Genomic DNA, 24,171 nt, shown 5'->3' on the forward strand with positions numbered 1-24,171 from the left:
TGAACTGTACTGATAAAAGGGTGAAAAAGAGCCTACAAACAGCAGGCTCTTTTTCATTTTTATTTCACTTCAACTTGCTGCCTTACAGCAAGTGTTTTCGGCTTTATATTTACGAAACAAATACTCACCACAATAAATAATAGTCCGATGAATAAGCTAATAGTAATGGCCTCATGTAAGAAAATTGAACTTACAATAATAGCGATTAATGGAATAAGAAATGTATAAGCCCCAACTTTACTTGCTTCACCAGCTCCAACAAGAGTAAAGTATGCAAGCCATCCCATTGCAATAACAAAGAATGAAATAAAGAGTAGTACACTAACAAATGGTATACTCCAAGCGATACTAGACCAGCTTTCAAACTCTGAACCAAATCCAATTAAGCAAAGCCCGCCAATAATAAGCTGAAGTGTTACCATCCAAATGGAATTAACGCGGTGCCCAGTCTTCTTAATAAATACTGTGCCAAGTGCCCAGCCAATAGCGCAGCCTATCGCGAGAAGGATTCCAATAATAGAAATATGTCCAGTTAAACTACTAGAGCTAATGACACCTACGCCAATAAATCCAAGAACAAGCCCAAAAATTTTTAAGCCGTACATAGATTCTTCAAGCCAAACCCATGAGAAAATGCCCAGTAAAACAGGTTGTAGAAATACAATGGCTGAAAATAACCCAGCGGGCATATATTGAAGGCCTACAGTTTGTAATCCGTAAAATATAATGATGTTAAGTAAAGAAGAAATAACGTATAAATGCCAAGTTTCTTTTAAGTGTAACTCTTTGTATTTCGGTAATGCGAAAAGGAGTAAAATGAATCCTCCAATTAAAGTTCGAACGCCTGCAAATAAAACGGGTGGTGTATAATGCAGGGCAAACTTAGATAAAGGCCAATTGATTCCCCACATGAAAACGAGAAAGGTAAGGATTATGGCCGTCTTAGTTCGAGAAAGCTGTGTCATGGTAAGACCTCCTTGTTGTTATTCATTTCACTATGATATGATATCGACTGTAATAAATAAAATGAATCTTTTTTATAAGGAGTATAAGTGATTAGTTATGACCATTACACAACTGCAAGTATTAATAAAAACTGTTGAGTTAGGTAGTTTTACGAAGGCTGCTCGGGTGTTAAATATGACGCAGCCAGCTGTAAGTCATGCGATTTCAAGTATTGAGTCAGAGTTAGGAGTTACGATTCTTATACGTGATAAACGAAAAGGGCTAATCGTTACGGATGTAGGAAACAGAATTCTTGTGCATATTAGAGAGATTTTGAACGGTGTAGAGAAGATTGAACAAGAAGTTGCGATGGAGAAAGGATACGAAGTTGGGACGATTCGAATTGGGAGTTTTCCGAGTGCCTCTGCACATTTCTTACCCAAAATGATAAACCTTTTTAAGGAGAAGTATCCGAACTTAGAAGTCGTTCTTTGTGAAGGAACGATTAAAGAAGTTGAAGATTGGTTAGTATCGAGGGTTGTTGATATAGGAATTGTTATTTTGCCTAATAAAGAGATGGAGATTGTCCCATTAACGAAGGGGAAAATGGTTGCTATCTTAAGAGATGATCATCCTCTTTGTAAGAAGGACTCTATTGCAATTAGTGATTTAGAGAATGAACCGATCATATTATGTAAGGGTGGATACGAACCACCCATTATTGATATGTTTAAACAAGCAAACGTACCACTTCGGGTTGAGTATGTAATATCGACCGTTACTACAGCTTTAAATATGATTCAAGAAGGGTTAGGTATTGCAATATTAGCTCAATTATCTTTAACGAATTTACCAAAGAATGTGCAAACGAGAGAATTGGAACCACAAGTATGGAGAGAAATTGCTTTAGCTGTTCCTTCATTAAAGGATTCCTCAATCGCTGTGCAGCTATTTATTGAAGAATTTCAAGCGCTATTTACAGAATAAAAAGAGGTGTCTCATATATCATAATGGGACACTTTTTAATTTACTTATAAAAAATCTATGAAAAGGATTGACTTATCTTTTTGTTGTAACTATAATGATTACATCGAGGTGGTGATCACAATGAAAATTAGTAGCCGCTTTTCTATAGCTGTTCATATTTTATCTATTTTGAAAAACAATCCATCTTCACTTTGTACTTCAGACTATATAGCTGAAAGTGTAAACACAAATCCAGTAGTCATTCGTAAAATGATGTCGTACTTGAAACAAGTTGGTTTTGTATATGTAAATCGCGGTCCAGGTGGTGCGGGATTATTAAAGGATTTACATGAAATCACATTGTTAGATGTATACCATGCAGTAAATGTAGTCGAAGAAGACAAACTATTTCATATGCACGAGCAACCAAATCCAGATTGTCCAATTGGAGCAAATATTCAAGCAGTGTTAGAAGTTATATTAATACAAGCGCAATCCGCGATGGAAGAAATTTTGAGAAATATTACGATGGGGCATTTGTTTGAAACTTTGCAAGAAAAAATGAATGTTTAAATCATATTTATATTTTTTTATTATTAATGTAACTGATTTGATTACAACTATAAAGGTAAGGTGTAAAAGTATGACTGTAAAAATGAAAGTATACTCAGATTTTATATGTCCATTTTGTTTTTTAGCAAAAGGTCCATTAGATGAAGTAGCGAAAGAGAAAGGTGTAGAAATTGAATGGATGCCATTTGAATTACGTCCAAGTCCATATTCAAAAATAGATCCATGGAATGAGCCAGAAAAATTAGGCTCATGGGATGCTTTTATTCTTCCAACTGCGAAGAAGTTAGGAATCGATATGCGTTTGCCGCGTGTTTCACCGCATCCATATACACATTTAGCTTTCGAAGGATGTCAATTTGCGAAAGAACGTGGACTAGGAAATGAGTATCATCACCGCGTATTCACAGCATTTTTCCAAGAAGAGCAAAACATTGAAGATATTGATATTTTAACAAAATTAGCGGTAGAAGTAGGTCTTCCTGAAGCTGAATTTAAAGATGCTTTAGTAACTCGTAAATATAAAGAAAAGCATCAAGAAGCAATTCAGCATGCATATGATGAAGCAAATATTATGGCTGTTCCAACTGTCATGATTGGAGATGAAGTCATTCAAGGGCTTGCTAGTAAAGAAACGCTACAAAGAGTCATCGATAAAGAAATTGAAAAGGATAAAACAAATTCATTTGAAGGTATGCAATGTAATACAGATGAATATTGCTAATTCGCTTGTTATGAAATAACAAAATAAATTATAAAACAAATATTTGGAGGAATTAAAATGTCAGCAACTACAACAAATTTAAAAGAAGCAATCGTTAACCGTCGTTCTATTCGTAAAGTAACAAAAAACGATGCAATTACGAAAGAAAGAATTGAAGAAGTTTTAAAAACAGCTTTACACGCACCAACATCTTTCAATATGCAAAGTGGTCGTATGGTTGTATTAATGGATGGAGAACATGAAAAGTTTTGGGATATTGTTAAAGAAACACTAAGAGCCCGAGTACCAGCAGAAAACTTTGAAGCGACTGTAGAAAGATTAAAAGGTTTCCATACAGGTGTTGGGACTGTGTTATTCTTTGAAGATCAAGCAACAGTAAAAAAAATGCAAGAAAATGCACCATTATATAAAGATCAGTTCCCATTCTGGTCTCATCAAGGAAATGCAATGTTACAACATACTGTATGGATGTTATTATCGGCTGAAGGAATTGGCGCATCCCTGCAACACTACAATCCAATCGTAGATGCTGAAGTGAAAGAAACTTGGAACATTCCAGCAGAGTGGAGCTTAGTAGGACAAATGCCATTTGGTGAGCCAAATGAACAACCAGGAGAAAGAACTTTCTTACCTACTGAAGATGTAGTGAAATTTTATTAAGAAATTTAATATATAAAAAGTTAAATAAAAGGAGAGTACATATTAGCCATATATGTACTCTCCTTTCGTATGCAATGTTAAACTCTTACTGCAAGAACGATTTCCTTCATATGAATCGAAGTCTTTCCTTACAATTAAAAATCTATTATGTTTATTATTTTGAAATGACAGTAAACATCCCCGTCATGTTTGGTGAGTAATCCTTAAAATCAAATTTTTCATAGAATGATTCTTTATCTTGTGATGCAAACAAACCGACAAACGCCTTATCAGGGGCATTCTCATGTAAGTATGCAACTAAACGATGCATGATTTCTTTCCCGATACCATGTTTCTGATACTCTGGATGAACTACTATATCTTGAATATAGAAATAGATAGATCCATCACCGACAATTCTCCCCATGCCGATAATTTGTTCATTATCTTTGACTGTGATGTAGTGAATAGAATGCTTCAGTGAAGTTTCCGCCACTTCAAAATTCATATAATTAGACCAACCAACAGAATCACATAAGTATTTGTACTCTTCTAATGTTGGAATGTTATGTTTAAACTCATATGTTTTCAAAATGTAACCTCCAAGTCCTTAAATACAACCAGTATACAAATTCGACATTTTTTTATCTTTTCCTCCTATGTAACTGAATCCCTTTTGGCTATTGAATTTCGTACAGTTTCCTTATTTGTATTAATTTATAAGAGTTTAGGGGAAAAATATTAGAAATAATGCAGTAGAAAGGGAAGTGGCAAAATGAATGATGAGAAAAAATATACAGTGGTAGGTACTGATGTTGAGGAGGTAAAACGTTTAAATAAGGATTCAGGGTTAACGTATAATCAAGTGAAGGAATTATTAGCGAAGCAAATGAAAAAAAGAATGAATTAAATTGAAATTTTTCATTTTTTCATTTAGCATTTTAATAAGAGAGGGTTATAAGGATAACTCTCTTTTTCAATACAATTGAGCAACTTTTAGAGTGGAGGAACAACATGAAGAAGTGGGTAAAGATAACGCTGTCAATTGCTGGAGGTATTGTCCTATTGGCATGTGCCGGAGGATATTACATGTATAAAAACTATTTTCCAAAGGAACCTGAGCGTATCGTATACGATAAAGATAGAGTGTTAAAACCGATACATAACCAGTTGAAAGGAATTAACATAGAAAACGTAAAGATAAAAGAAAAAGAAGTCGTAAATGCGACTGTAGATGAGTTTCAAAAAATGATTGATGATGGGAAATTATCATATGAAGAATTAACGAGTATATATCTTTTTAGAATACAAGAACATGATCAAAATGGAATAACATTAAATGCTGTTACAGAGATAAATCCAAATGCAATGGAAGAAGCGCGAAAGTTAGACAAAGAGAGGGATTTAAATAAGAAATCGAACTTATACGGCATGCCGGTTATCGTAAAAGATAATGTACAAACGAAAAATGTGATGCCGACAAGCGCGGGCACTTATGTGTTAAAAGATTGGATTGCAGATGAAGATGCGACGATAGTGAAGAAGTTGAAAGAAGAAGGTGCTTTTGTTTTAGGAAAAGCGAATATGTCTGAGTGGGCAAATTATTTATCCTTTACAATGCCTAGCGGATATAGCGGGAAAAAAGGACAAAATTTGAATCCATACGGTCCGATTACGTTTGATACAGCGGGATCAAGTTCTGGATCTGCTACAGTAGTTGCGGCAGATTTTGCACCACTTGCAATCGGGACGGAAACGACTGGGTCAATTGTAGCACCCGCGACGCAGCAATCAGTAGTTGGATTACGTCCATCACTAGGTATGGTGAGTAGATCTGGCATTATTCCGTTAGCTGAAACACTTGATATAGCAGGGCCGATGGCAAGAACGGTGAGGGATGCGGCAACGTTATTTAATATAATGGTAAGTTATGATGAAAAAGATGCTATGACAGAAAAAATGAAAGATAAAGAAAGAATTGATTATACGAAGGACTTATCAATAGACGGATTGAAAGGGAAAAAAGTAGGAGTTCTTTTTTCAATAGATCGACAAGATGAGAATAGAAAAAAAGTAGCAGAAAAGATTAGAAAAGACCTTCAAGATGCAGGTGCGATATTGACTGATGATATTCAGTTAAACGATGGGGGAGTAGATAATTTGCAAACATTAGAATATGAGTTCAAACATAATGTTAACGATTATCTTGCACAGCAAAAAAATGTAACGGTAAAATCGCTAGAAGAGATTATAGCGTTTAATAAAAAGGATAGTAATAGACGAATAAAATACGGACAAACATTAATTGAGGGATCTGAAAAATCTGCTATAACGAAAGATGAGTTTGAAAAAATAGTGCGATCGAGTCAAGAAAATGCAAGAAAAGAGCTAGATAGATATTTAGTAGAAAAAGGTTTGGATGCTTTAGTTATGATTAACAACGAAGAAGTTCTTCTATCAGCTGTAGCTGGCTATCCAGAATTAGCGGTGCCAGCAGGATATGATAACAATGGAGAGCCAGTAGGTGCAGTGTTTGTCGGGAAGCAATTTGGTGAAAAGGAACTCTTCAATATGGGATATGCGTATGAGCAACAGTCTAAAAATAGAAGATCGCCAAAACTGTAAAAGGGTAAACGAAAAATAGAGCTCCACTGAAATATGTTGGTAGGCTAATATGAAAAGAATCTAACAATATAAAAAGAAAAAAAGGATTCTTCTCAATTAATAAGAAAGATTGTCTATAGAAGTTCATAAAATGTAATATATTCAATTTCCATCCATTGAAGGGGGAGGTTAAATCTTAATGAATGAAGTGAAAAATTTCTTTCGAAGTAGAGGGTTCCAACGGTTTCTCGTTTTAATAATAGTAGCGCTTGTATTATATGGATTAAAAAGTATGATTAATTTAATATTAATTACGTTCATACTGACATTTTTAATGGATCGGTTTCAACGTTTTATTTCAAAGAAATTGAAAGTGAATCGGAAAATTGTTATCGCATGTTTGTATATAATATTAGTTACGTTTATCGGCACAACATTATATAAATATTTACCTGTGCTAACGATACAAATTTCCCAATTGATTTATCAGTTTAGGTTGTTTTTTCAAAATCCACCTGATAATGAGATCATTAAATATGCACTGTCAACTATTAATGGGATGGAAGTATCAAAATATATAGAACAAGGTGTAGATGTCATATATCAATCAATTGCAAATATAGGAAAAGTCAGTTTGCAAATACTACTCTCTCTTATTCTAAGTTTATTTTTCTTGTTAGAAAAAGAACGCATAATATCATTTACTTCGAAATTTAAAGATAGTAATCTGAAGGTTTTTTATGAGGAGATTGCTTATTTTGGTGAAAGGTTTGCAAGATCGTTCGGTAAAGTAATTGAAGCACAGTTTTTAATTGCGGTTGTCAATTGTGTACTAACTGTAATTGCACTTGTGATTTTAGGATTTCCGCAGCTTCTTGTATTGGCCGTCATGGTCTTTCTACTCGGTTTGATTCCTGTTGCCGGTGTAATCATTTCTTTGTTTCCACTTTGTATTATTGCTTATAACGTAGGCGGGGTAATGTACGTTGTATACATACTTGTGTTCATTACAGTAATCCATGCTCTTGAAAGTTATTTTTTAAATCCGAAGTTTATGTCTGCGAAAACGAATTTGCCAATCTTTTATACATTTATGATTCTCATCTTCTCAGAACATTTCCTTGGAATATGGGGGCTTATTATCGGTATACCAATCTTCATTTTCTTATTAGATGTACTTGATGTAAACAATGAGGAACAGTTTAAAAAATAGGAAATGATAGAAAATAACTGATGTTTTCAAGGAATAATCAAAAAAGCAATCCAAAATAAATTGGATTGCTTTTTTGCATGCACGATTAAAGAACTGGAGCCATTGTTTCTTTTAATACTTGAACAGAGTGATCGAATTTTAATTCTTCTTCTTCACTTAATTCCACTTCTAAAATTTCACGAACACCGCCGCGATTTAAAACAGCAGGTACGCCGATATAAACATCTTTTTGACCGTATTGGCCTTCTAAGTAAGCTGATACTGTTAATACGCTATTTTCGTCGTTTAAAATCGCCTTTGTAACACGTAGAAGTGACATACCAATACCATAGTAAGTTGCACCTTTTCGCTCGATAATATGGTAAGCTGCATCACGAACATTTATGAAGATTTTGTCTAAATCTTCTTGCGTGTATGTGTTGTCTTTATCAAGAAGCGTTTGTAGTTTTTGAATACCGACTGATACGTGACTCCAAACAGGAAGTTCCGTATCACCATGTTCTCCGATAATATAAGCATGAATGTTGTGTGGACCAATATCGAAATACTCACCTAACATATAGCGGAAACGAGCAGAATCAAGAGTTGTACCAGAACCGATTACGCGTTCTTTTGGTAAACCAGATTCTTTCCAAGTTACGTAAGTTAAAATATCGACAGGGTTAGTTGCGATTAAGAAGATACCATCAAATCCGCTATCCATAATACTACGAACGATTTGTTTAAAGATTTTCGCGTTTTTCTCAACTAAATCTAGGCGCGTTTCACCTGGTTTTTGTGGTAATCCAGCCGTAATGACTACAAGATCAGCATCTTTACAATCTTCGTAGCTACCTTTCCATACTCTAGTTGGAGCTGGTGCAAAAGGAACAGCATGACTTAAATCCATTGCTTCTCCTTCAGCTTTTGCCTCGTTTACATCAACTAAAACAAATTCTTCAGCTACAGCTTGGTTAATCATGCAGTAAGCATAACTACATCCAACTGCTCCTGTTCCTACTAATACTACACGGTTAATCCCTTTTTTCATTTTAAAATTCCTCGCAATTTCATTGATTTTATTATGTAAGATAATACGTCGTACTTCTATAGATTCATATCTAGTTTATTACATTTTATAAAAGATATTCAAGTATTTGAAAATGTATCCGTGCAATTTCTTGCACGAAACATAGGAAGTAAGTGAACCGAATATAATGCAATAAAATCCTTTATAGAAGGGGAAAAGGGCATGATGCAGCCATTAACGATGGAAAGAATGCTCCATATTATTAATGTGGGGCTCGTAAAAACGAAGAATCCAAAGCAAATTATTATTGCTGGTGCAGGAATTTCAGGATTAGTTGCAGCATCGTTATTGAAAGAATCAGGGCATAGCATAACAATTTTAGAAGCGAATAACCGAATAGGCGGAAGAATATATACGATCCGTGAACCGTTTAGCAGAGGCTTATATTTTAATGCAGGGCCAATGCGAATTCCTGAAACACACGAGTTAACTTTAGCTTACATTCGTAAATTTAAATTACCATTAAATCTTTTTATAAATAAAACCGCTTCAGATATTATTTATACGAATAATATTAAAACGAGATTGAGCGTATTTGAAAAAAATCCAAGTATACTTGGATATCCAATTTTAGAGAATGAAAAAGGGAAAACGGCAGAAGAGTTAATGTTAGTAGTGCTAGAACCAATACTTAATTTTATAAAAAAAGATTCTAATAAAAACTGGATCATCGTTGAAACAAAGTATAAAACATATTCGCTCGGATCATTTTTAAGTGAGTATTATTCAGATGGAGCAATAGATATGATTGGGGTACTTCTAGATATGGAAGCATATATGGGAATGTCTTTAATTGAAGTATTACGTGAAATGATCTTTTTTACTTCAACGACAAAATATTATGAAATAACGGGCGGAATGGATACATTACCAAATTCATTTTTACCCGGGTTAAAAGAAAATATTTTTATGTCGTATAAAGTAGAAAAAATTATACAGGAAGATAATAAAGTGATGATGCAAGTAACAAATGAACAAACGTTACATCCATTTATGGTAACAGGCGACATTGCTATTATCACAATTCCATTTTCAGCGTTACGATTTGTAGAAGTTCGGCCGTATCATTTATTCTCTTATTATAAAAGACGAGCAATTCGTGAATTGAATTATATTGCTGCAACTAAAATTGCGATAGAGTTTAAAAGTAAATTTTGGGAGAAAGCGAGACAGTGTGGCGGTAAATCTATTACAGATTTACCTATACGATTTACATATTATCCGAGTTATGGTATTCATAAACAAGGGGCAGCTATCGTTTTAGCGAGTTATACGTGGGCAGATGAGGCGTTAACGTGGGATAGTCTCACGCAAAGAGATCGTATTCGTTACGCATTAAAAAATTTAGCGGAAATATACGGCGACATCGTCTATAGTGAGTTTGTTACTGGAACAACTTTTAGCTGGAGCCAAAATCCGTATTCTTGCGGCGCATTTACGGCTTTCGAACCAGGTCAAGAGTTAGAGTTATTTCCGTATATTACGCCGCCAGCTGGCAAAGTACACTTTGCAGGAGAGCATACGACATTAACACATGGATGGATGCAAGGAGCAATAGAGTCTGGAATTCGAGTTGCTTATGAAGTAAACGAACAGTGAAGATATATTTACAAATCACTATTCTTTTAATAAAATGATTAATATAAATCGTAATTATTACGCTTTGAATACGTTTGAAATAAAGAAATGGATGGTCGATCAAATGAAAAAAGTAGAAATTCATATATTAGGTGGCTTTTTAGGTAGTGGAAAATCAACATTATTACAAAATTTATTGTTAGCGGAGAAAAAGAAGAATAGAAAAGTTGCAGTATTAATGAATGAAATTGGTGAATACTCGGTAGATACAGATATTATTGGAAAAGAGAATGTTTTAAGAGAGCTTCTGAAAGGATGTATTTGTTGTACGCTAAAAGAAGAGCTTGAAATACAATTACATTCGTTATATCAGCAAGAAAGACCAGATGTCATTTATATAGAAACGACAGGTGTTGCACATCCAATTGAAGTGTTAGATGCGTGTGTATCACCAATTTTAGCACCTTTCCTAGAAGTGAAATCAATTGTCGTGGTTTTAGATGCAGTAAGGTGGTTAAATCGAAGAGTATTAAGTGCAAACGTTCAGCAATTATTGCATGAGCAACTGAAGTTTGGTAGCCACATTTTAATTAATAAATCAGATTTACTAACAGATGCGGATAAGAACAAAGTAATTGAAGAAGTGAAAGCAATAAATAATCATGCGAAATTGTTTGAAACAAAATATTGTAATATATCTTTAGAAGACATAGAAGAAGCTGAATTTACGAATGATGGGGAACATGAGACACTACATGTAAAACAGCATTTACATATACAAACGATGACATATCAATTTACGAAATCGATTGATCAAGATAAATTATACGAATGGCTTTCGAATTTACCAGATAGTATTTATCGTGTAAAAGGATTTGTGAAATTCCATGGAGATAAATACCCGCACTTATTCCAATATTCATTTGGGGTACCAACTTTACTGGAACAAGATTTCGGTTTCCCGACGAACTTGGTTGTAATAGGAGAAGGGCTAGATAAGAAACAATTGGCTGAAGGATTAGAGAAAGTAGAACTTAATTCTAATTAAGATTAAAGGACTAACTTCAAATTAAGTTAGTCCTTTTTTATATGTAGAAAAACGCTTGCGGATTTTGTCTAATGAAAATAATTGTAAAATTCAGAAATATATTTATAATCAAATCTAAGAGGTGATTCAGGTGTCAGAAAAAATAATAATGGATGTAAAAAACTTAACAACAAAAGGATTAGAAACGAGAGAGAAATTATTGTGTGCTGCAGAAGAGGTGTTTGGTAGTAAAGGATATTACGAGGCTTCTATCGTGAATATTACACAAGAAGCAAAGGTAGCGCACGGAACTTTCTATAATTACTTTCCATCTAAAAAAGATATATTTGATGAATTGATTTGCAGATTGAACCGTGAGTTACGCTTAATTATTAAAGAAGAAATGAAGGGAATATCAAGTTATGAAGAGGCACAAAGAAGAGGTTTTCAGGCGTTTTTTCGGTGGGTGAAAGATCGTCCTAATCTATATAACATTGTACAACAGGCAGTAGTTGTTGATGATAACTTATATAGATGGTACTATGCAAAGCTCGCAAATGGATTTTTAAAAAGTTTATCGGCTGGTATGGAAGCGGGAGAGTTTAAACAATTTGATAAAGAAACAATTGCGTATTGTCTTATGTCAATTGGGCAATTTCTAGGAATGCGATGGGGCTATTGGGAAGAGAAAGATGTTCCGGAAGATGTATTTGAAGCAGCGATGTCATTAATATTTGAAGGATTGAGAAAGAGATAAGGGGTGGGGAACATATGCAAGGCATTGCTTATTGGATTGAAAAACGGGCCTATTTACATCCAGATCGCATTGCCATTATTACAGAAGAGGAGGAAATGACATATAAGCAGTTACATGAGTATGTAAGTAAAGTAGCCGCATATTTAATTTACGAATTAAATGTGAAAAAAGGAGAAAGGATTGCTATTTTATCGCAAAATAGCTTGGAATATATTGTGCTTTTGTTTGCTATAGCAAAGGTAGAATGTATTGCTGTTCCACTAAATATAAGGTTAACAGAAAATGAACTTATATTTCAGTTGAAAGATAGTGGAACTATAGCTTTATTTGTAGAGGAAACATTTCACAATATGGCATTGTCAATGCAGAAGGTATCGTATGTACAAAGAGTTATTTCGATCACAAGTTTAAAAGAAATAGAAGATAGAAAAATTGACAACTTTGAAGAGATAAATGAAAGCGCATCCTTTATTATATGTTATACATCAGGGACAACTGGAAAACCGAAAGGAGCCGTACTTACACAAGAAAATATGTTTTGGAATGCGCTTAACAATACATTTGCGATTGACTTAACTATGCACGACCGCTCTATTGTATTATTACCTTTATTTCATATTGGTGGAATTGGTTTATTCGCATTTCCAACTTTATTTGCAGGTGGCGTAATCATTATTCCAAGAAAATTCGAACCAACCACAGCTCTTTCCATGATAGAAAAACATAAAGTGACCGTAGTGATGGGAGTACCTACAATTCATCAAGCATTAATTAATTGCCCAAAGTTTGAAACTACAAATTTACAATCAGTTCGCTGGTTTTATAACGGCGGTGCTCCATGTCCAGAAGAGTTGATGAGAGAATTTATAGATAGAGGATTTTTATTTGGTCAAGGCTTTGGCATGACTGAAACATCACCAACCGTATTTATGCTTTCAGAAGAAGATGCAAGACGTAAAGTAGGGTCAATTGGGAAACCAGCTCTGTTTTGTGATTATGTACTTATTGATGAAAACAAAAATAAAGTTGATATTGGTGAAGTTGGAGAGTTACTTATAAGAGGACCGAATGTAATGAAAGGGTATTGGAATCGGCCAGATGCAACAGAAGAAACGATTCAAGATGGTTGGTTATATACGGGAGATTTAGCTAGAGTTGATGAAGATGGTTTTGTATACATTGTAGGTAGAAAAAAAGAAATGATAATTTCCGGTGGTGAAAATATTTATCCACTTGAAGTAGAGCAAGTCATTAATAAGCTTTCTGGGGTATATGAGGTAGCGATCGTTGGTAGGCAACATGTAAAGTGGGGAGAGATTCCAATCGCCTTTATTGTGAAAAAGAGTAGCAGTATATTAACTGAAAAAGAAGTCATTGAGCATTGTTGTTTATTTCTAGCAAAATATAAAATACCGAAAGAGATTATTTTTCTAAAAGAATTTCCTAAAAATGCAACTGGTAAAATTCAAAAAGCACAGTTAGCAAATCAATTGAAAAGTTGGTGAAGAGATGACGATGTATAGCACGGGTCAACAGGCGTCATGTAGTAAAACAATAACAGAAACGGATTTTGTATTATTTGCAGGGTTAAGTGGGGATTTTAATCCAATTCATATTGATCATGAGTATGCAAAGCAAACTAGATTTAACCAAAGAATAGCACATGGTTTACTAACTTCTAGTCTTTTATCACAATTGCTTGGTATTCATTTACCTGGAAAAGGATCCGTTTATATGGAACAAACTATTAAATTTACAGCACCAGTTTTTATAGGAGATACAATTACAGCTACGGCTACAGTACAAGAATTTATGATAGAAAAGAGAGTTTTGAAATTGTTAACGGAGTGTCATAACCAAAAAGGAGATCTAGTATTAACAGGTGTAGCTACTATGATGGTGCCAAAAGAAGGAGGAATAGTCTAATGAATATTGGGATTGAAGCGACTGGTGTTTTCTTCCCAAAAGACGTAGAGACGGCGGCAGACCTATCTCAAAAAACAGGTATCCCTGAGAATATTATTATAGAAAAGTTTGGATTATATGAAAAACATGTCGCAGATGAAACGATGCATGCATCAGATTTAGCTATTGCTGCTGCAAAGCCAATATTATTACAAGTAGATCCTCAATCTATTGATGTAGTCATTTATTTTGGCAGTCCACATAAAGATTACCACGTATGGTCAAGTGCCCCAAAAATTCAGCATGAACTTGGATTGAAAAATGCTTATGCTTTTGAAATTATGAATGTTAGTTCTTGCTTTCCTATTGCTCTCAAAGTCGCAAAAGATATGCTTTACTCCGATAACTCAATTGAAAATATATTATTAGTAGGTGGATGTAAAGAATCTCAAATTGTAGATTATGATAATCCACGCTCACGTTTTATGTTTAATTTCGCTGATGGCGGAAGTGCAGCTTTAGTGAAAAAGGACGCTAGAAAAGGTGAAATATTAGGAAGTGCGATTATAACAGATGGTTCATTTCATGAAGATGTACGTATTCCAGCAGGTGGATCAAAGCAGGTTGCGAGCTATGATACAGTTGAGAATCGGCAACATTATATTGATGTAATAGATCCTAATAGTATGAAAGAACGTCTAGATCGGGTTTCAATCCCTAATTTTGAAAAGGTTATTCGAGAGGCGTTAAAAAAAAGTGGGTTAACTCCTAAAGATATTAAAGTATTGTTACCACTGCATACAAAACGTTCTATGTTAATAGAATTGATACAGGGACTAGGGCTAGAAGAAGAACAAGTTGTATATTTAGATCATTATGGACATATGTCAGCGCTTGATCCTTGCGTTGGTCTTCACTTTGCAAATGAACAGGGAAAATTACAGCCTGGAGATATTGCAGTAGTAGTTAGTGCCGGGACTGGGTATACGTGGGCAGCGACTGTAATTAGGTGGTGAAAAATACTAGATGAATATATGGTAAATGGAGGTATTTGGAAAGAGGCGGCGAATGTAAAGGTACTTCATTAAATTTTTAAAACAGATTTGTTTGTATGATTCAAAGAAAAAGTCATAATTACGGGTGGTTAACTTTGGCGAGATTGATTCTATCAGAAATTAAAGTATGGGGAGGATCACAATGTCGATGAAAAAACGTAAATGGCTAAGAATGATGGCTACTGGTTGTGTTTTAAGTTCGTTATTAATAACGGCAGCTTGTTCAGGAAAGAAAACAAGTACAGAGGATGAAAAGACGATTAAGGTAGGGGTTCTTGCTTCATTAACAGGTCCATTAGAATCATATGGAAAACAAACAGTGAACGGATTTGAATTAGGGTTAGACTATGCGACGGGTGGAACTGGGAAGGTGGAAGGGAAGAAGATTAAGTTTGTTGTAGAAGATACGGAAACAAAAGCTGATGTAGCAGTGAAGAAAGCTACGAAGTTATTAGAAGAAGAGAAAGTCGATTTTTTAGTCGGATCGTCTAGTTCAAGTGATACATTAGCGGTTTTACCATTAGCTGAAGAATATGAAAAAATTATGGTTGTTGAACCGGCAGTAGCTGATAGTATTACCGGAAAGAACTGGAATAAATATATTTTTAGAACAGGAAGAAATTCATCTCAAGATGCAGTCGCTGGTGCTGCAGCAATTGCTAAAAAAGATGTGAAAATAGCAACGTTAGCACAAGATAATGCTTACGGTCGTGAAGGAATTGCGGCATTTAAAGCTGGAGCGAAGAAATTAGGTGCGAATATTGTAAACGAGCAATATGCTGATACAAATTCGACTGACTTTACTGCAAATATTCAAAATATCATTAGCTCAAAACCAGATTATTTATTTATCGTTTGGGCAGGGGCAAACTCACCTTGGAAACAGTTAAAAGATATGAATGTGGAAGCACAAGGTATTAAAATTTCTACCGGTGCACCAGATATACCGGCATTAAAAACGATGGATGCGTTAGTAGGAATGCAAGGTTTTTCTGTTTATTATCATACACTCCCGAAAAATAAGGTGAATGATTGGTTAGTGGAAGAACATAAAAAACGATTTAATGGTGCGGTGCCAGATTTATTTACAGCAGGAGGAATGTCAGCGGCAATTTCAATTGTAGAAGCTTTAAAGAAAACAAAAGGTGATACAGATGTAGATACATTAATTAAGAAAATGGAAGGAATGGAATTTGATACACCGAAAGGAAAGATGAAGTTTAGAGAAAAGGATCACCAAGCGATGCAGACACTGTATTCTATCACATTGAAAAAGCAGGATGGTGTTGATTATCCAGTGCCAGTATTAGAGCGAGAATTAACGATGAAAGAGACAGAACCACCAGTTCAAAATAAATAGACTGAATTTTCTGTTGTTTTTGTATAAAGAGGGGCACACCCTCTTTATATGTATTTCTTTCATACTTAAAGCTTTAAAGGGAGGGGTATTGTGACAAATTTGCTAGAAACGAAAAATCTTTGCGTATCTTTTGGCGAGCATCATGTTATTAAAGATGTGAATGTAACAGTACAAAAAGGAAAGCTCATTTCCATTATTGGACCTAATGGTGCAGGAAAGACAACGTTATTTAATTTACTAAGTGGACAAATTTCTCCAACGAAAGGTGAAGTATATTTTAAAGGACGAGAGATTACAAAATTATCAATTTCGGATCGCACTCGATTAGGAATTGGTCGCTCTTTTCAACTTACAAATATATTCCCAGAGTTAACGGTACTTGAAAATGTTCGTTTAAGTGTTCAATCATTTGTTCAAGATTACTATAGTTTTTTTCCGAGTTCGGCAAAATTTAAGCAACAAGTGGGAGAGGCGAGACGTTTCTTAAAAACAGTCTTACTTCACGAGAAAGAACATGTATTAGCGAAAGATTTAGCACATGGGGAAAAACGAAAGTTAGAGCTTGCGATGTTATTAGCTTTAAAAACGGATGTATTACTACTTGATGAGCCGACCGCAGGTATATCAGTTGAGGAAGTACCGGCTATTTTACAAGTGATTGAAAATATTAAGAAACATCCAGAAAGTACAATTGTACTAATTGAACACAAGATGGATATGGTACTAGGTTTATCAGACCATCTTATCGTTTTGTTCCATGGAGAGTTATTGGCTGAAGGTTTGCCCGAAGAAATGATGAAAGATGAGCGTGTACAAAGTGCTTATTTAGGGGGATTATATAGTGGCACTATTACAAGTGAATAATATAGAGACGTATTTAGATCAGTTTCATATTTTACAAGGGGTATCTCTTGCTGTTGAGAAAGGAACGATTACTGTACTGTTTGGAAGAAATGGGGCAGGGAAGACGACGACATTACGTTCGGTTATGGGATTTCACCATATCGCACATGGTGAAATTTATTATGATCGTACACAAGTAAATGGATTATCTACACATTTAATTTCAAGGAAAGGAATAGGTTATGTACCAGAAAATCAAGGTATTTTTAACGATCTGACAGTAGAAGAAACATTCGCTCTTGCTAGAGGTAAGGGAGAAGAAGCGGAAGAGAAAATTGAGTGGATGCTTGAACTATTTCCAGATTTAAAGCAGTTTTGGCACAAAAAAAGTGGACTCTTAAGCGGAGGACAAAAACAAATGCTAGCAATTTCAAGAGCATTTATTAATAGTGATGGTTTATTACTTATTGATGAGCCGAGTAAAGGCTTGTCCCCTATTATGATAGAAAAATTAATGATAGCCATTTTGAAAATGAAGGAGAAAACAACAGTTTTACTCGTTGAACAAAACTTTATGATGGCTAGTCAAATTGGTGATTACTTTTATATTATGGATAACGGAAAAATTGTTCATAACGGTTTTATGCATGAATTAAAAGAGGATAAGGAAATGTGTCACAAATATTTAGGAATCTCTTAACATGAATCCGAGGTGAGAAGGATGGATGTGTTAATCAATTTATTTGTAAATGGGATTTCAACAGGGATGCTCATTTTTTTATTAGCATCAGGACTTTCACTTATTTTCGGTTTAATGAGCGTTCTAAACTTCGCACATGGTGGTTTATTTGCCTGGGGAGCGTTTACAGGTGTTTGGTTATTTAATATGACAGGTAGTTATGTATTAGCGTTAATTGGAGCAATTGCTATGGGGATGTTTCTTGGATTTATTTTAGAAAGATTTCTTATTAGACCGGTATATGGAAATCATGTTCGCCAGCTTCTTGTGACGCTTGGAGGAATGCTTGTACTTAGTGAATGTATTAAAGTATTTTGGGGGCCAAATCCAATTGGTGCTAAATTACCGTTATGGTTACAAGGTAGTTATACATTTGAAGGCGTTATATTAATTAAATATCGTCTATTCGTTATTTTAATTGGGATCATCATTTACATTGCCTTACTATTATTGCTCAAAAAAACAAAGATAGGTCTAATGATACGCGCAGGTGTAATGGATAAAGAGATGGTTCAAGCGCTCGGTATTAACGTAAAAGCAATATTTTCTTTCGTCTTTTTATTAGGAGCAGGGATGGCAGCGTTGGGAGGCTTCTTATTAGCACCGTATTCAGGTGTTATTTTCGCCGAGATGGGTATGCAGTATGCGATTTTAGCTTTTATAGTAGTAATCATTGGAGGATTAGGAAGCGTACAAGGTTCAGCAATCGCATCTTTAATTGTCGGATTAGCGGGTGCCTTTACAGCGTATTTTATACCGGATTTATCACTTGCAATCAATATGTTAATGTTACTATTTTTCTTAATAGTGAAGCCAAATGGACTTGTTAGTGAAAAGGGGTGAAATGGTGAACAGCACATCAAATCGAATTAAAGTATACTTCGGAGTATGTATGCTCATTTGTTTAAGTGTATTTCCATTCGTAAATGATTCACGGAGCTTGTTAATTTTGTTCACTCAAATCTTCATCTTTGCTATTTTTGCAATGAGTTTTGATGTATTGCTTGGGTATACAGGAATTGTATCGTTCGGCCATTGTATGTTCTTTGGTATAGGAGCATATGGGGTAGCACTTTTATTTGATCGGCAAGGAGTATCCGTAACGAACTTTTTAATAGGGATAGTAGCTGCAATTATCATTTCAGCAATTGTTAGTTATATAATCGGTTTGCTTTCGTTACGGCTGAAAAGTCATTTTTATGCAATGTTAACACTTGCTATTTCACAGTTGTTTTTCGTACTTGCTGAAAAGTGGCGCGGGCTTACTCACGGAGGAGACGGTTTTACATTTGGTGTACCAGACTTATTCCGTGATCGTTTTACGTTTTATTATGTAACACTTATATGTTTAATTGTCATTTTTATTCTGTTACGTCTTTTCACAAAATCTTCTATTGGAAAAGTATTAAAGGCAATTTCACAAAATGAGCAACGTGTTGAAGCATTAGGATATAAAGTTCTTCATTATAAAATTATTGCTAGTATTGTTGCAGGAGTAGTTGCTACAATTAGCGGTGGTTTATTTGTTATCACACTACGCTTTGTTAATACGACTGTATTTTCAATTGAAATGACATTAAATGCATTATTGATGACAATGATTGGAGGCGTTGGAACGTTAATTGGAGCAATTGCTGGAGCTGGAATTATTGAATCACTGAAATATTATTTATCAGAACTAGCCACAGCGTATCCGATTTTTGAAAGATGGACAATTATTCTTGGTTTATTGTACATTATCGTCTTGTTAGTTTTTCCGAAAGGATTAGTTGGCACGATTAAGAGACTGAAGAATGTGAAACAGAGTAAGAAGGAGAAAAGTGCAAAAGTGGAGCAAAATGTGTGAAAAATCAATTGTATAGAATATAAAAATCCCTCTTTTAAATTCGTAAAGGAGGGATTTTTATTAGTGTATGTAATTAGTTTATAGCTATTATATTAATCAAATAGTTCATCAGGGATTTGTTTTAAAGAGTTTTGATTTGTAAAAAAATGAACAGCTAATTTCTCAATTGGAACATTTTCAATTGGTACCAATGTATCATTTCTAATCGGCAAAAAGGCTATTCCTTTTCCATCCTGAATAAACTCTTCCATAAGCGAATAAGAATCTAATTGTTGAAGTTGACGCTGAGATAAATGATTTTCTTTTAGAAATTGTAACGTCTTATTTCTAAAAGGGCACTTTTTGTCATTACTAACGAAGAAGAGTTCCTTTGAATAGTCAATGGTTCGTGTTTCTTTCGCTTTTAATAAGCCTACAGACATTGAAGTAGTAAATACTTTTTTAAAAGCTGCGTTGGGATCATCCTCATAAGTGATGACCATATCAACCTTTTGTTGTTGCAATAATTTTTGTAAATGACTACTATTTTCTACATATATTTGATAATTCCTGAAATTTTCTTTAATACGCTTACTTACATAATTAGTCAAAATAGATTGTGACGTCGCAATTATATAAGAAGAACCATTCGTTTTAATTTTATCTTTTGCTTCTTCTACTAGAGTTAATATTTGATTCGTGTAGTCTAATAAAATGTCACCAGAAGGTAACAAGGAAACGCCTTTGTTATCTCTATGTAGTAAAGGTGTTTCTAACTCTTGTTCTAATTTTTTGATTCGCTCAGTTACGTTTGGTTGAACATACCCTAACTCTTTCGCAGCTTTACTAATAGAACCTTCGCTAGCTACAGTTTTGAATATAATAAGATCATTTATTTCCATTTATCACAGCCCCTTATACGATATCATTATAAATGATACCAAACATAATTTATACCTATTTTACGTTAGTCAATCATCGCCTTATCATTGTGTATATAAGATGGAAAGTGAGTGATAAACATGATTGGAATGCAATATAAGGTCATTTTGCCAAAAGATTATGATATGGAGATTATTAAGAAAAGGGTAAAGGATAATGGGTATAAAACGGATGGTTTTCAAGAATTGAATTTCAAAGCATATTTAATGACTGAGGCAGGTAAGCATGGGAATTTCTATAACTGTTATGCACCTTTATATATTTGGAATGGCCATGAAGGAATGAACAAATTTATCTTTGAAGGGTATTACGATAATATTTTACAATCTTTTGGGTGGCAACAAATAAATATAGGTGCTCCATTAGTTGTTAATCTAAAGGATGATTTTAAGAAATGTAAGTATGTGGTTGAATATGTAGGGAGTATTTCTCAAAGTAATTCACTGAGGGAGACTCAATTAAAAACTATGAATGAATATGTACAAAATATAGAAAAGTGTTTAGGAAATGTAATCATTTATAATCCAGATAAATGGAGGTATAGTCAGTTTAATTTTTATGAAGAAAAGCCTGAAATGGTAACAAATAAAGGTGTTACAGTATATGAGATTTTGCACATTTCACGATGAAAATTTGTTGAAGTTAAATTAGGAAAAAGGAATGAATATGTATGCCTTTTGTGAACGTTTATTATCATGAAAATATATTAAATAAAGAAGAGTTGAAAAAGATAGGTGAATGTATTCATCTGTCATTAATTGAACATTTTAACATCCTTGAAAATGATTATTTTCAACTGTTTTTACCTTATCAACAAAATCACTTTTTATATAATCCATATTATTTATTAGAAAGAGGAGAAAAGAGAACAGAGAATATGATTTATATTTCTATTACATGTGGACCGGAAAGAACGATAAAACAGAAAAGTGATCTGTATCAGTCGATATCCTCGAAGGTTTCTGAATGTTCTAGTATAAAAAGTGCAGATATTTTTATTACGCTAAATGAGACATCTGCTGAAAATTGGTCATTTGGTCAAGGATTGGCACAATTGGTAAAAGTGAAGGGAGAGTGAAATGATGAATGAATCAATTAAATATTGTATTCAAGAGAGAATGAAAGAAATGGCACCTGCATTTGCTCATTATAGTGAAGAGATATTGTTCGAGGAAGTGTGGCGGGATGACACTTTAACATTAAGAGAAAGAAGTTTATGTACAGTGTCGGTATTAATCAGTCTTGGTCATATAGAACAATTACCATTTCATTTGCGACTGGCCAAACAAAATGGAATTGGAGAAAATGAAATGATCGCATTAATAACACATATGGCTTTTTATGTTGGTTGGCCCAAAGCAGTGGGAGCTTTAAATATAGCAATGAATGAAATGGAAAGTTAAGAATAACGATAAGAAAGAATTCATTTAAATATGAATTCTTTCTTATCGTTATTTATGCAATACTCTAATGAGATATTTTTCACTTTTTCTCTTGCTTTTTTATCACTTGCGTAGTAAAGTGATAGTAAGATTCACGATAGGAAGTGATCAAATATGCGTGATAATACGATAGGATCATTAATATGGTTACGTTTAATACGATTTACGAACCAAAGTAATCAGATGTCAAATGAGTTTTTAAAACGTTTTGATTTAACGACAGCTCAATTCGATGTGCTTTTGCAAATACGTACGTATCAACCACTAACGCAAATGGAGTTAGCTGAAAAGGTAACTGTTACACAAGGCGGTATTTCTCGAATGTTAACTCGTCTTGAAAAAGAAGGATATATTGTGCGAAAACAAGACTGGAAAACGAAAACAATTAGTCTTACAGAGCAAGGGGAATCAGCTTTAGAGAGAGCATTGCCAGAGCAACTTGCATTTCAATCATCGTTTTTTGATGATGTATTAAATGAAGAAGAGCAGAAAATATTATACGAGCTGATGACGAGAGTTCATAAGCATAGTGAAAAAAAAGAATTGCCGCAAGAGTAATTTTTTTTACACCATCAATTGACTAATCAAGTGACAGGTGATTGAAGAAAATGAATACGACTGAATTAAAGGAGAGAGCAACTATGGAAAAATACCGTATGGATACAAGTAAAGGAATAGAGTTTGGATTATATTCAATTGGGGATCATGTTTTAAATCCACATAACGGAGAAAAAGTTAGTGCAGAACAAAGAATTCATGAATTAATTGAAACAGCAAAGTTAGCGGATGAATCTGGACTTGATGTATTTGCTGTCGGTGAAAGTCATCAAACGCATTTTACAACACAAGCTCATACAGTTATTTTAGGAGCTATTGCACAAGCTACGAAAAATATAAAAATTGCAAGTTCAGCAACGATAGTAAGTACATCTGATCCGGTACGAGTATATGAGGACTTTGCTACAATTGACTTAATTTCTAATGGACGTGCAGAAATCGTAGCTGGTCGTGGATCTCGTATTGGGGGATATAGTTTACTTGGTTATGACGTGAATGATTATGAAGAATTATTCGAAGAGAAAATGGATCTTTTATTAAAAATTAATAAAGAGGAACATGTAACATGGAACGGACAGTTCAGAGCGCCGCTTGCACATGCATCGGTTATTCCGAGAGCGAAAAATAATAACTTACCAATTTGGCGTGCAGTTGGTGGCCCACCAGCTAGTGCGATTAAAGCGGGACGTGCGGGTGTACCAATGATGATAACAACACTAGGTGGCCCAGCTATTAACTTTAAAGGATCGGTAGATGCTTACCGAGAGGCTGCGGCGCAAAGTGGATTTAATCCAGCAAGTTTGCCAGTTGCAACAACGAGTTTATTTTATACAGCAAAAAATTCACAAGATGCATTTAGTGAATACTATCCTCATATTAATGCTGGTATGCTTACACTGCGCGGTGGTGGGTATCCGAAGCAACAATTCACAAATGCAGTAGATTACCGTGACGCATTAATGGTTGGTAGCCCGCAACAAATTATTGAAAAAATGCTTTACCAATATGAATTATTTGGGCAACAACGTTTTATGGCACAAATTGATTTTGGTGGCGTACCACTTAATAAAATTGAGAAAAACATTGAATTAATTGCTACTGAAATTTTACCGGCTATTAGAAAACATACAGCAAAATAATTTGAAAAATACCGAGAGTCTAATCGATTCTCGGTATTTTTTTATGTATTAATTTAGTTTGAAAAAATGGCAAAAAAATGAATTTTTAGTCTGGAAAGAGGGAAGGGATTTTCTATTTTTGAATAACATTATTTTGTGTTTGAATTTTAGAAATGCATTTTTCTCTTGACAAAAAAATAACTGATTTCTTCATTGGTAAAGAGGACATTTTTTTATGAAAAAGTCAAGTGTATGTAGAGAGAAATGATTGTTTTATTGATACGAAAGTAAG

General features: G+C 34.2%; 27 protein-coding genes. 23 read left to right on the plus strand and 4 right to left on the minus strand.

Translation table 11 applies throughout. The annotated features are described in order from the left end of the window. Positions 1–59: 59 nt before the first annotated feature. Positions 60–965 (minus strand): DMT family transporter, encoded by a 906-nt coding sequence (locus tag ABH961_RS04690; protein ID WP_098642839.1) that lies wholly within the window; start codon positions 963–965, stop codon positions 60–62. Between the two features lie 97 nt (positions 966–1,062). Between ABH961_RS04690 and ABH961_RS04695 the strand changes: the two genes are divergently transcribed. The 4 genes from ABH961_RS04695 (at position 1,063) to ABH961_RS04710 (ending at position 3,865) form a co-directional block, all read left to right on the plus strand. After that, positions 1,063–1,932 carry a LysR family transcriptional regulator gene (locus ABH961_RS04695; RefSeq protein ID WP_098079422.1) on the plus strand — a complete coding sequence of 290 codons (870 nt, stop codon included), beginning with the start codon at positions 1,063–1,065 and terminating at the stop codon, positions 1,930–1,932. 120 nt (positions 1,933–2,052) lie between these two features. Beyond that, positions 2,053–2,484, plus strand: coding sequence for an Rrf2 family transcriptional regulator (locus ABH961_RS04700; RefSeq protein ID WP_404518956.1), 432 nt, complete (start codon positions 2,053–2,055; stop codon positions 2,482–2,484). 70 nt (positions 2,485–2,554) lie between these two features. Then, on the plus strand, positions 2,555–3,205 hold the full coding sequence (locus tag ABH961_RS04705) for a DsbA family oxidoreductase (RefSeq protein ID WP_098079423.1): 651 nt from the start codon (positions 2,555–2,557) through the stop codon (positions 3,203–3,205). A gap of 57 nt (positions 3,206–3,262) precedes the next feature. Beyond that, positions 3,263–3,865 carry a nitroreductase family protein gene (locus ABH961_RS04710; RefSeq protein ID WP_098079425.1) on the plus strand — a complete coding sequence of 201 codons (603 nt, stop codon included), beginning with the start codon at positions 3,263–3,265 and terminating at the stop codon, positions 3,863–3,865. 154 nt (positions 3,866–4,019) lie between these two features. Here ABH961_RS04710 and ABH961_RS04715 read toward each other — a convergent pair whose 3' ends face one another. After that, positions 4,020–4,436, minus strand: coding sequence for a GNAT family N-acetyltransferase (locus ABH961_RS04715; protein WP_098079427.1), 417 nt, complete (start codon positions 4,434–4,436; stop codon positions 4,020–4,022). Between the two features lie 183 nt (positions 4,437–4,619). Between ABH961_RS04715 and ABH961_RS04720 the strand changes: the two genes are divergently transcribed. From ABH961_RS04720 to ABH961_RS04730, 3 genes are all read left to right on the plus strand, one after another. Next, positions 4,620–4,754 carry a hypothetical protein gene (locus tag ABH961_RS04720; protein ID WP_000997339.1) on the plus strand — a complete coding sequence of 45 codons (135 nt, stop codon included), beginning with the start codon at positions 4,620–4,622 and terminating at the stop codon, positions 4,752–4,754. A 104-nt stretch (positions 4,755–4,858) separates the two neighbouring features. Next, positions 4,859–6,469 (plus strand): amidase family protein, encoded by a 1,611-nt coding sequence (locus ABH961_RS04725; RefSeq protein WP_098642838.1) that lies wholly within the window; start codon positions 4,859–4,861, stop codon positions 6,467–6,469. A gap of 178 nt (positions 6,470–6,647) precedes the next feature. Continuing rightward, positions 6,648–7,661 (plus strand): AI-2E family transporter, encoded by a 1,014-nt coding sequence (locus ABH961_RS04730; RefSeq protein ID WP_048543233.1) that lies wholly within the window; start codon positions 6,648–6,650, stop codon positions 7,659–7,661. Between the two features lie 85 nt (positions 7,662–7,746). Here ABH961_RS04730 and ABH961_RS04735 read toward each other — a convergent pair whose 3' ends face one another. Continuing rightward, complete coding sequence (locus ABH961_RS04735; RefSeq protein WP_000715320.1) at positions 7,747–8,691, minus strand: L-lactate dehydrogenase; 945 nt, start codon at positions 8,689–8,691, stop codon at positions 7,747–7,749. 201 nt (positions 8,692–8,892) lie between these two features. Here ABH961_RS04735 and ABH961_RS04740 point away from each other — a divergent pair, with 201 nt between their 5' ends. The 11 genes from ABH961_RS04740 (at position 8,893) to ABH961_RS04790 (ending at position 19,840) form a co-directional block, all read left to right on the plus strand. Further along, entirely contained in the window at positions 8,893–10,329 is a 1,437-nt protein-coding gene (locus ABH961_RS04740; protein WP_098079431.1) for a flavin monoamine oxidase family protein, read from the plus strand. 103 nt (positions 10,330–10,432) lie between these two features. Next, a complete protein-coding gene (locus ABH961_RS04745; protein ID WP_000754944.1) occupies positions 10,433–11,356 on the plus strand; it encodes a CobW family GTP-binding protein in 924 nt (307 codons plus the stop codon). A gap of 130 nt (positions 11,357–11,486) precedes the next feature. Further along, a complete protein-coding gene (locus tag ABH961_RS04750) occupies positions 11,487–12,092 on the plus strand; it encodes a TetR/AcrR family transcriptional regulator (protein ID WP_141520034.1) in 606 nt (201 codons plus the stop codon). A gap of 14 nt (positions 12,093–12,106) precedes the next feature. After that, positions 12,107–13,597, plus strand: a complete 1,491-nt coding sequence (locus tag ABH961_RS04755; protein WP_098079433.1) for an o-succinylbenzoate--CoA ligase — start codon at positions 12,107–12,109, stop codon at positions 13,595–13,597. Positions 13,598–13,601: 4 nt separating this feature from the next. Further along, complete coding sequence (locus tag ABH961_RS04760) at positions 13,602–14,018, plus strand: MaoC family dehydratase (protein WP_048543230.1); 417 nt, start codon at positions 13,602–13,604, stop codon at positions 14,016–14,018. Beyond that, positions 14,018–15,013: a 3-oxoacyl-ACP synthase gene (locus tag ABH961_RS04765; protein WP_098642836.1), complete on the plus strand. Its 996-nt coding sequence runs from the start codon at positions 14,018–14,020 to the stop codon at positions 15,011–15,013. The genes ABH961_RS04760 and ABH961_RS04765 overlap by 1 nt, the downstream gene beginning before the upstream one ends. 181 nt (positions 15,014–15,194) lie before the next feature. After that, a complete protein-coding gene (locus ABH961_RS04770; protein WP_098079437.1) occupies positions 15,195–16,412 on the plus strand; it encodes a substrate-binding domain-containing protein in 1,218 nt (405 codons plus the stop codon). Between the two features lie 90 nt (positions 16,413–16,502). Continuing rightward, positions 16,503–17,276 (plus strand): ABC transporter ATP-binding protein, encoded by a 774-nt coding sequence (locus tag ABH961_RS04775; protein WP_048543227.1) that lies wholly within the window; start codon positions 16,503–16,505, stop codon positions 17,274–17,276. Next, positions 17,254–17,955 (plus strand): branched-chain amino acid ABC transporter ATP-binding protein, encoded by a 702-nt coding sequence (locus ABH961_RS04780; RefSeq protein WP_048543226.1) that lies wholly within the window; start codon positions 17,254–17,256, stop codon positions 17,953–17,955. The genes ABH961_RS04775 and ABH961_RS04780 overlap by 23 nt, the downstream gene beginning before the upstream one ends. Positions 17,956–17,976: 21 nt before the next feature. After that, positions 17,977–18,837, plus strand: coding sequence for a branched-chain amino acid ABC transporter permease (locus ABH961_RS04785; protein ID WP_048543225.1), 861 nt, complete (start codon positions 17,977–17,979; stop codon positions 18,835–18,837). A gap of 49 nt (positions 18,838–18,886) precedes the next feature. After that, positions 18,887–19,840 carry a branched-chain amino acid ABC transporter permease gene (locus tag ABH961_RS04790; protein ID WP_141520038.1) on the plus strand — a complete coding sequence of 318 codons (954 nt, stop codon included), beginning with the start codon at positions 18,887–18,889 and terminating at the stop codon, positions 19,838–19,840. A 92-nt stretch (positions 19,841–19,932) separates the two neighbouring features. On the opposite strand, the gene ABH961_RS04795 is transcribed toward ABH961_RS04790, so the two are convergent. Next, on the minus strand, positions 19,933–20,721 hold the full coding sequence (locus ABH961_RS04795; RefSeq protein WP_404518961.1) for a LysR family transcriptional regulator: 789 nt from the start codon (positions 20,719–20,721) through the stop codon (positions 19,933–19,935). Between the two features lie 120 nt (positions 20,722–20,841). Between ABH961_RS04795 and ABH961_RS04800 the strand changes: the two genes are divergently transcribed. From ABH961_RS04800 to ABH961_RS04820, 5 genes are all read left to right on the plus strand, one after another. Beyond that, on the plus strand, positions 20,842–21,390 hold the full coding sequence (locus ABH961_RS04800) for a DUF4865 family protein (protein WP_000579910.1): 549 nt from the start codon (positions 20,842–20,844) through the stop codon (positions 21,388–21,390). A 41-nt stretch (positions 21,391–21,431) separates the two neighbouring features. Next, complete coding sequence (locus ABH961_RS04805; protein ID WP_048543222.1) at positions 21,432–21,839, plus strand: tautomerase family protein; 408 nt, start codon at positions 21,432–21,434, stop codon at positions 21,837–21,839. 1 nt (position 21,840) lies between these two features. Beyond that, the gene (locus ABH961_RS04810; protein WP_098122774.1) at positions 21,841–22,164 is read left to right on the plus strand and encodes a carboxymuconolactone decarboxylase family protein; all 324 of its coding nucleotides are present in this window, start codon (positions 21,841–21,843) and stop codon (positions 22,162–22,164) included. A gap of 153 nt (positions 22,165–22,317) precedes the next feature. Then, complete coding sequence (locus ABH961_RS04815; protein ID WP_098068217.1) at positions 22,318–22,761, plus strand: MarR family winged helix-turn-helix transcriptional regulator; 444 nt, start codon at positions 22,318–22,320, stop codon at positions 22,759–22,761. Between the two features lie 83 nt (positions 22,762–22,844). Further along, positions 22,845–23,900 (plus strand): LLM class flavin-dependent oxidoreductase, encoded by a 1,056-nt coding sequence (locus ABH961_RS04820; RefSeq protein WP_098049247.1) that lies wholly within the window; start codon positions 22,845–22,847, stop codon positions 23,898–23,900. Positions 23,901–24,171: the final 271 nt, after the last annotated feature.

The organism is Bacillus sp. RC251, from assembly GCF_044908765.1.
Classification (GTDB): domain Bacteria; phylum Bacillota; class Bacilli; order Bacillales; family Bacillaceae_G; genus Bacillus_A; species Bacillus_A wiedmannii.

Excerpts from the sequence above, each read along its gene's own strand:
- ABH961_RS04690 (WP_098642839.1), bottom strand. The coding sequence starts at position 965 with ATGACACAGCTTTCTCGAACTAAGACGGCCATAATCCTTACCTTTCTC.
- ABH961_RS04695 (WP_098079422.1), top strand. The coding sequence starts at position 1,063 with ATGACCATTACACAACTGCAAGTATTAATAAAAACTGTTGAGTTAGGT.
- ABH961_RS04700 (WP_404518956.1), top strand. The coding sequence starts at position 2,053 with ATGAAAATTAGTAGCCGCTTTTCTATAGCTGTTCATATTTTATCTATT.
- ABH961_RS04705 (WP_098079423.1), top strand. The coding sequence starts at position 2,555 with ATGACTGTAAAAATGAAAGTATACTCAGATTTTATATGTCCATTTTGT.
- ABH961_RS04710 (WP_098079425.1), top strand. The coding sequence starts at position 3,263 with ATGTCAGCAACTACAACAAATTTAAAAGAAGCAATCGTTAACCGTCGT.
- ABH961_RS04720 (WP_000997339.1), top strand. The coding sequence starts at position 4,620 with ATGAATGATGAGAAAAAATATACAGTGGTAGGTACTGATGTTGAGGAG.
- ABH961_RS04725 (WP_098642838.1), top strand. The coding sequence starts at position 4,859 with ATGAAGAAGTGGGTAAAGATAACGCTGTCAATTGCTGGAGGTATTGTC.
- ABH961_RS04730 (WP_048543233.1), top strand. The coding sequence starts at position 6,648 with ATGAATGAAGTGAAAAATTTCTTTCGAAGTAGAGGGTTCCAACGGTTT.
- ABH961_RS04735 (WP_000715320.1), bottom strand. The coding sequence starts at position 8,691 with ATGAAAAAAGGGATTAACCGTGTAGTATTAGTAGGAACAGGAGCAGTT.
- ABH961_RS04740 (WP_098079431.1), top strand. The coding sequence starts at position 8,893 with ATGATGCAGCCATTAACGATGGAAAGAATGCTCCATATTATTAATGTG.
- ABH961_RS04745 (WP_000754944.1), top strand. The coding sequence starts at position 10,433 with ATGAAAAAAGTAGAAATTCATATATTAGGTGGCTTTTTAGGTAGTGGA.
- ABH961_RS04755 (WP_098079433.1), top strand. The coding sequence starts at position 12,107 with ATGCAAGGCATTGCTTATTGGATTGAAAAACGGGCCTATTTACATCCA.
- ABH961_RS04760 (WP_048543230.1), top strand. The coding sequence starts at position 13,602 with ATGACGATGTATAGCACGGGTCAACAGGCGTCATGTAGTAAAACAATA.
- ABH961_RS04765 (WP_098642836.1), top strand. The coding sequence starts at position 14,018 with ATGAATATTGGGATTGAAGCGACTGGTGTTTTCTTCCCAAAAGACGTA.
- ABH961_RS04770 (WP_098079437.1), top strand. The coding sequence starts at position 15,195 with ATGTCGATGAAAAAACGTAAATGGCTAAGAATGATGGCTACTGGTTGT.
- ABH961_RS04785 (WP_048543225.1), top strand. The coding sequence starts at position 17,977 with ATGGATGTGTTAATCAATTTATTTGTAAATGGGATTTCAACAGGGATG.
- ABH961_RS04790 (WP_141520038.1), top strand. The coding sequence starts at position 18,887 with ATGCTCATTTGTTTAAGTGTATTTCCATTCGTAAATGATTCACGGAGC.
- ABH961_RS04795 (WP_404518961.1), bottom strand. The coding sequence starts at position 20,721 with ATGGAAATAAATGATCTTATTATATTCAAAACTGTAGCTAGCGAAGGT.
- ABH961_RS04800 (WP_000579910.1), top strand. The coding sequence starts at position 20,842 with ATGATTGGAATGCAATATAAGGTCATTTTGCCAAAAGATTATGATATG.
- ABH961_RS04805 (WP_048543222.1), top strand. The coding sequence starts at position 21,432 with ATGCCTTTTGTGAACGTTTATTATCATGAAAATATATTAAATAAAGAA.
- ABH961_RS04810 (WP_098122774.1), top strand. The coding sequence starts at position 21,841 with ATGATGAATGAATCAATTAAATATTGTATTCAAGAGAGAATGAAAGAA.
- ABH961_RS04815 (WP_098068217.1), top strand. The coding sequence starts at position 22,318 with ATGCGTGATAATACGATAGGATCATTAATATGGTTACGTTTAATACGA.
- ABH961_RS04820 (WP_098049247.1), top strand. The coding sequence starts at position 22,845 with ATGGAAAAATACCGTATGGATACAAGTAAAGGAATAGAGTTTGGATTA.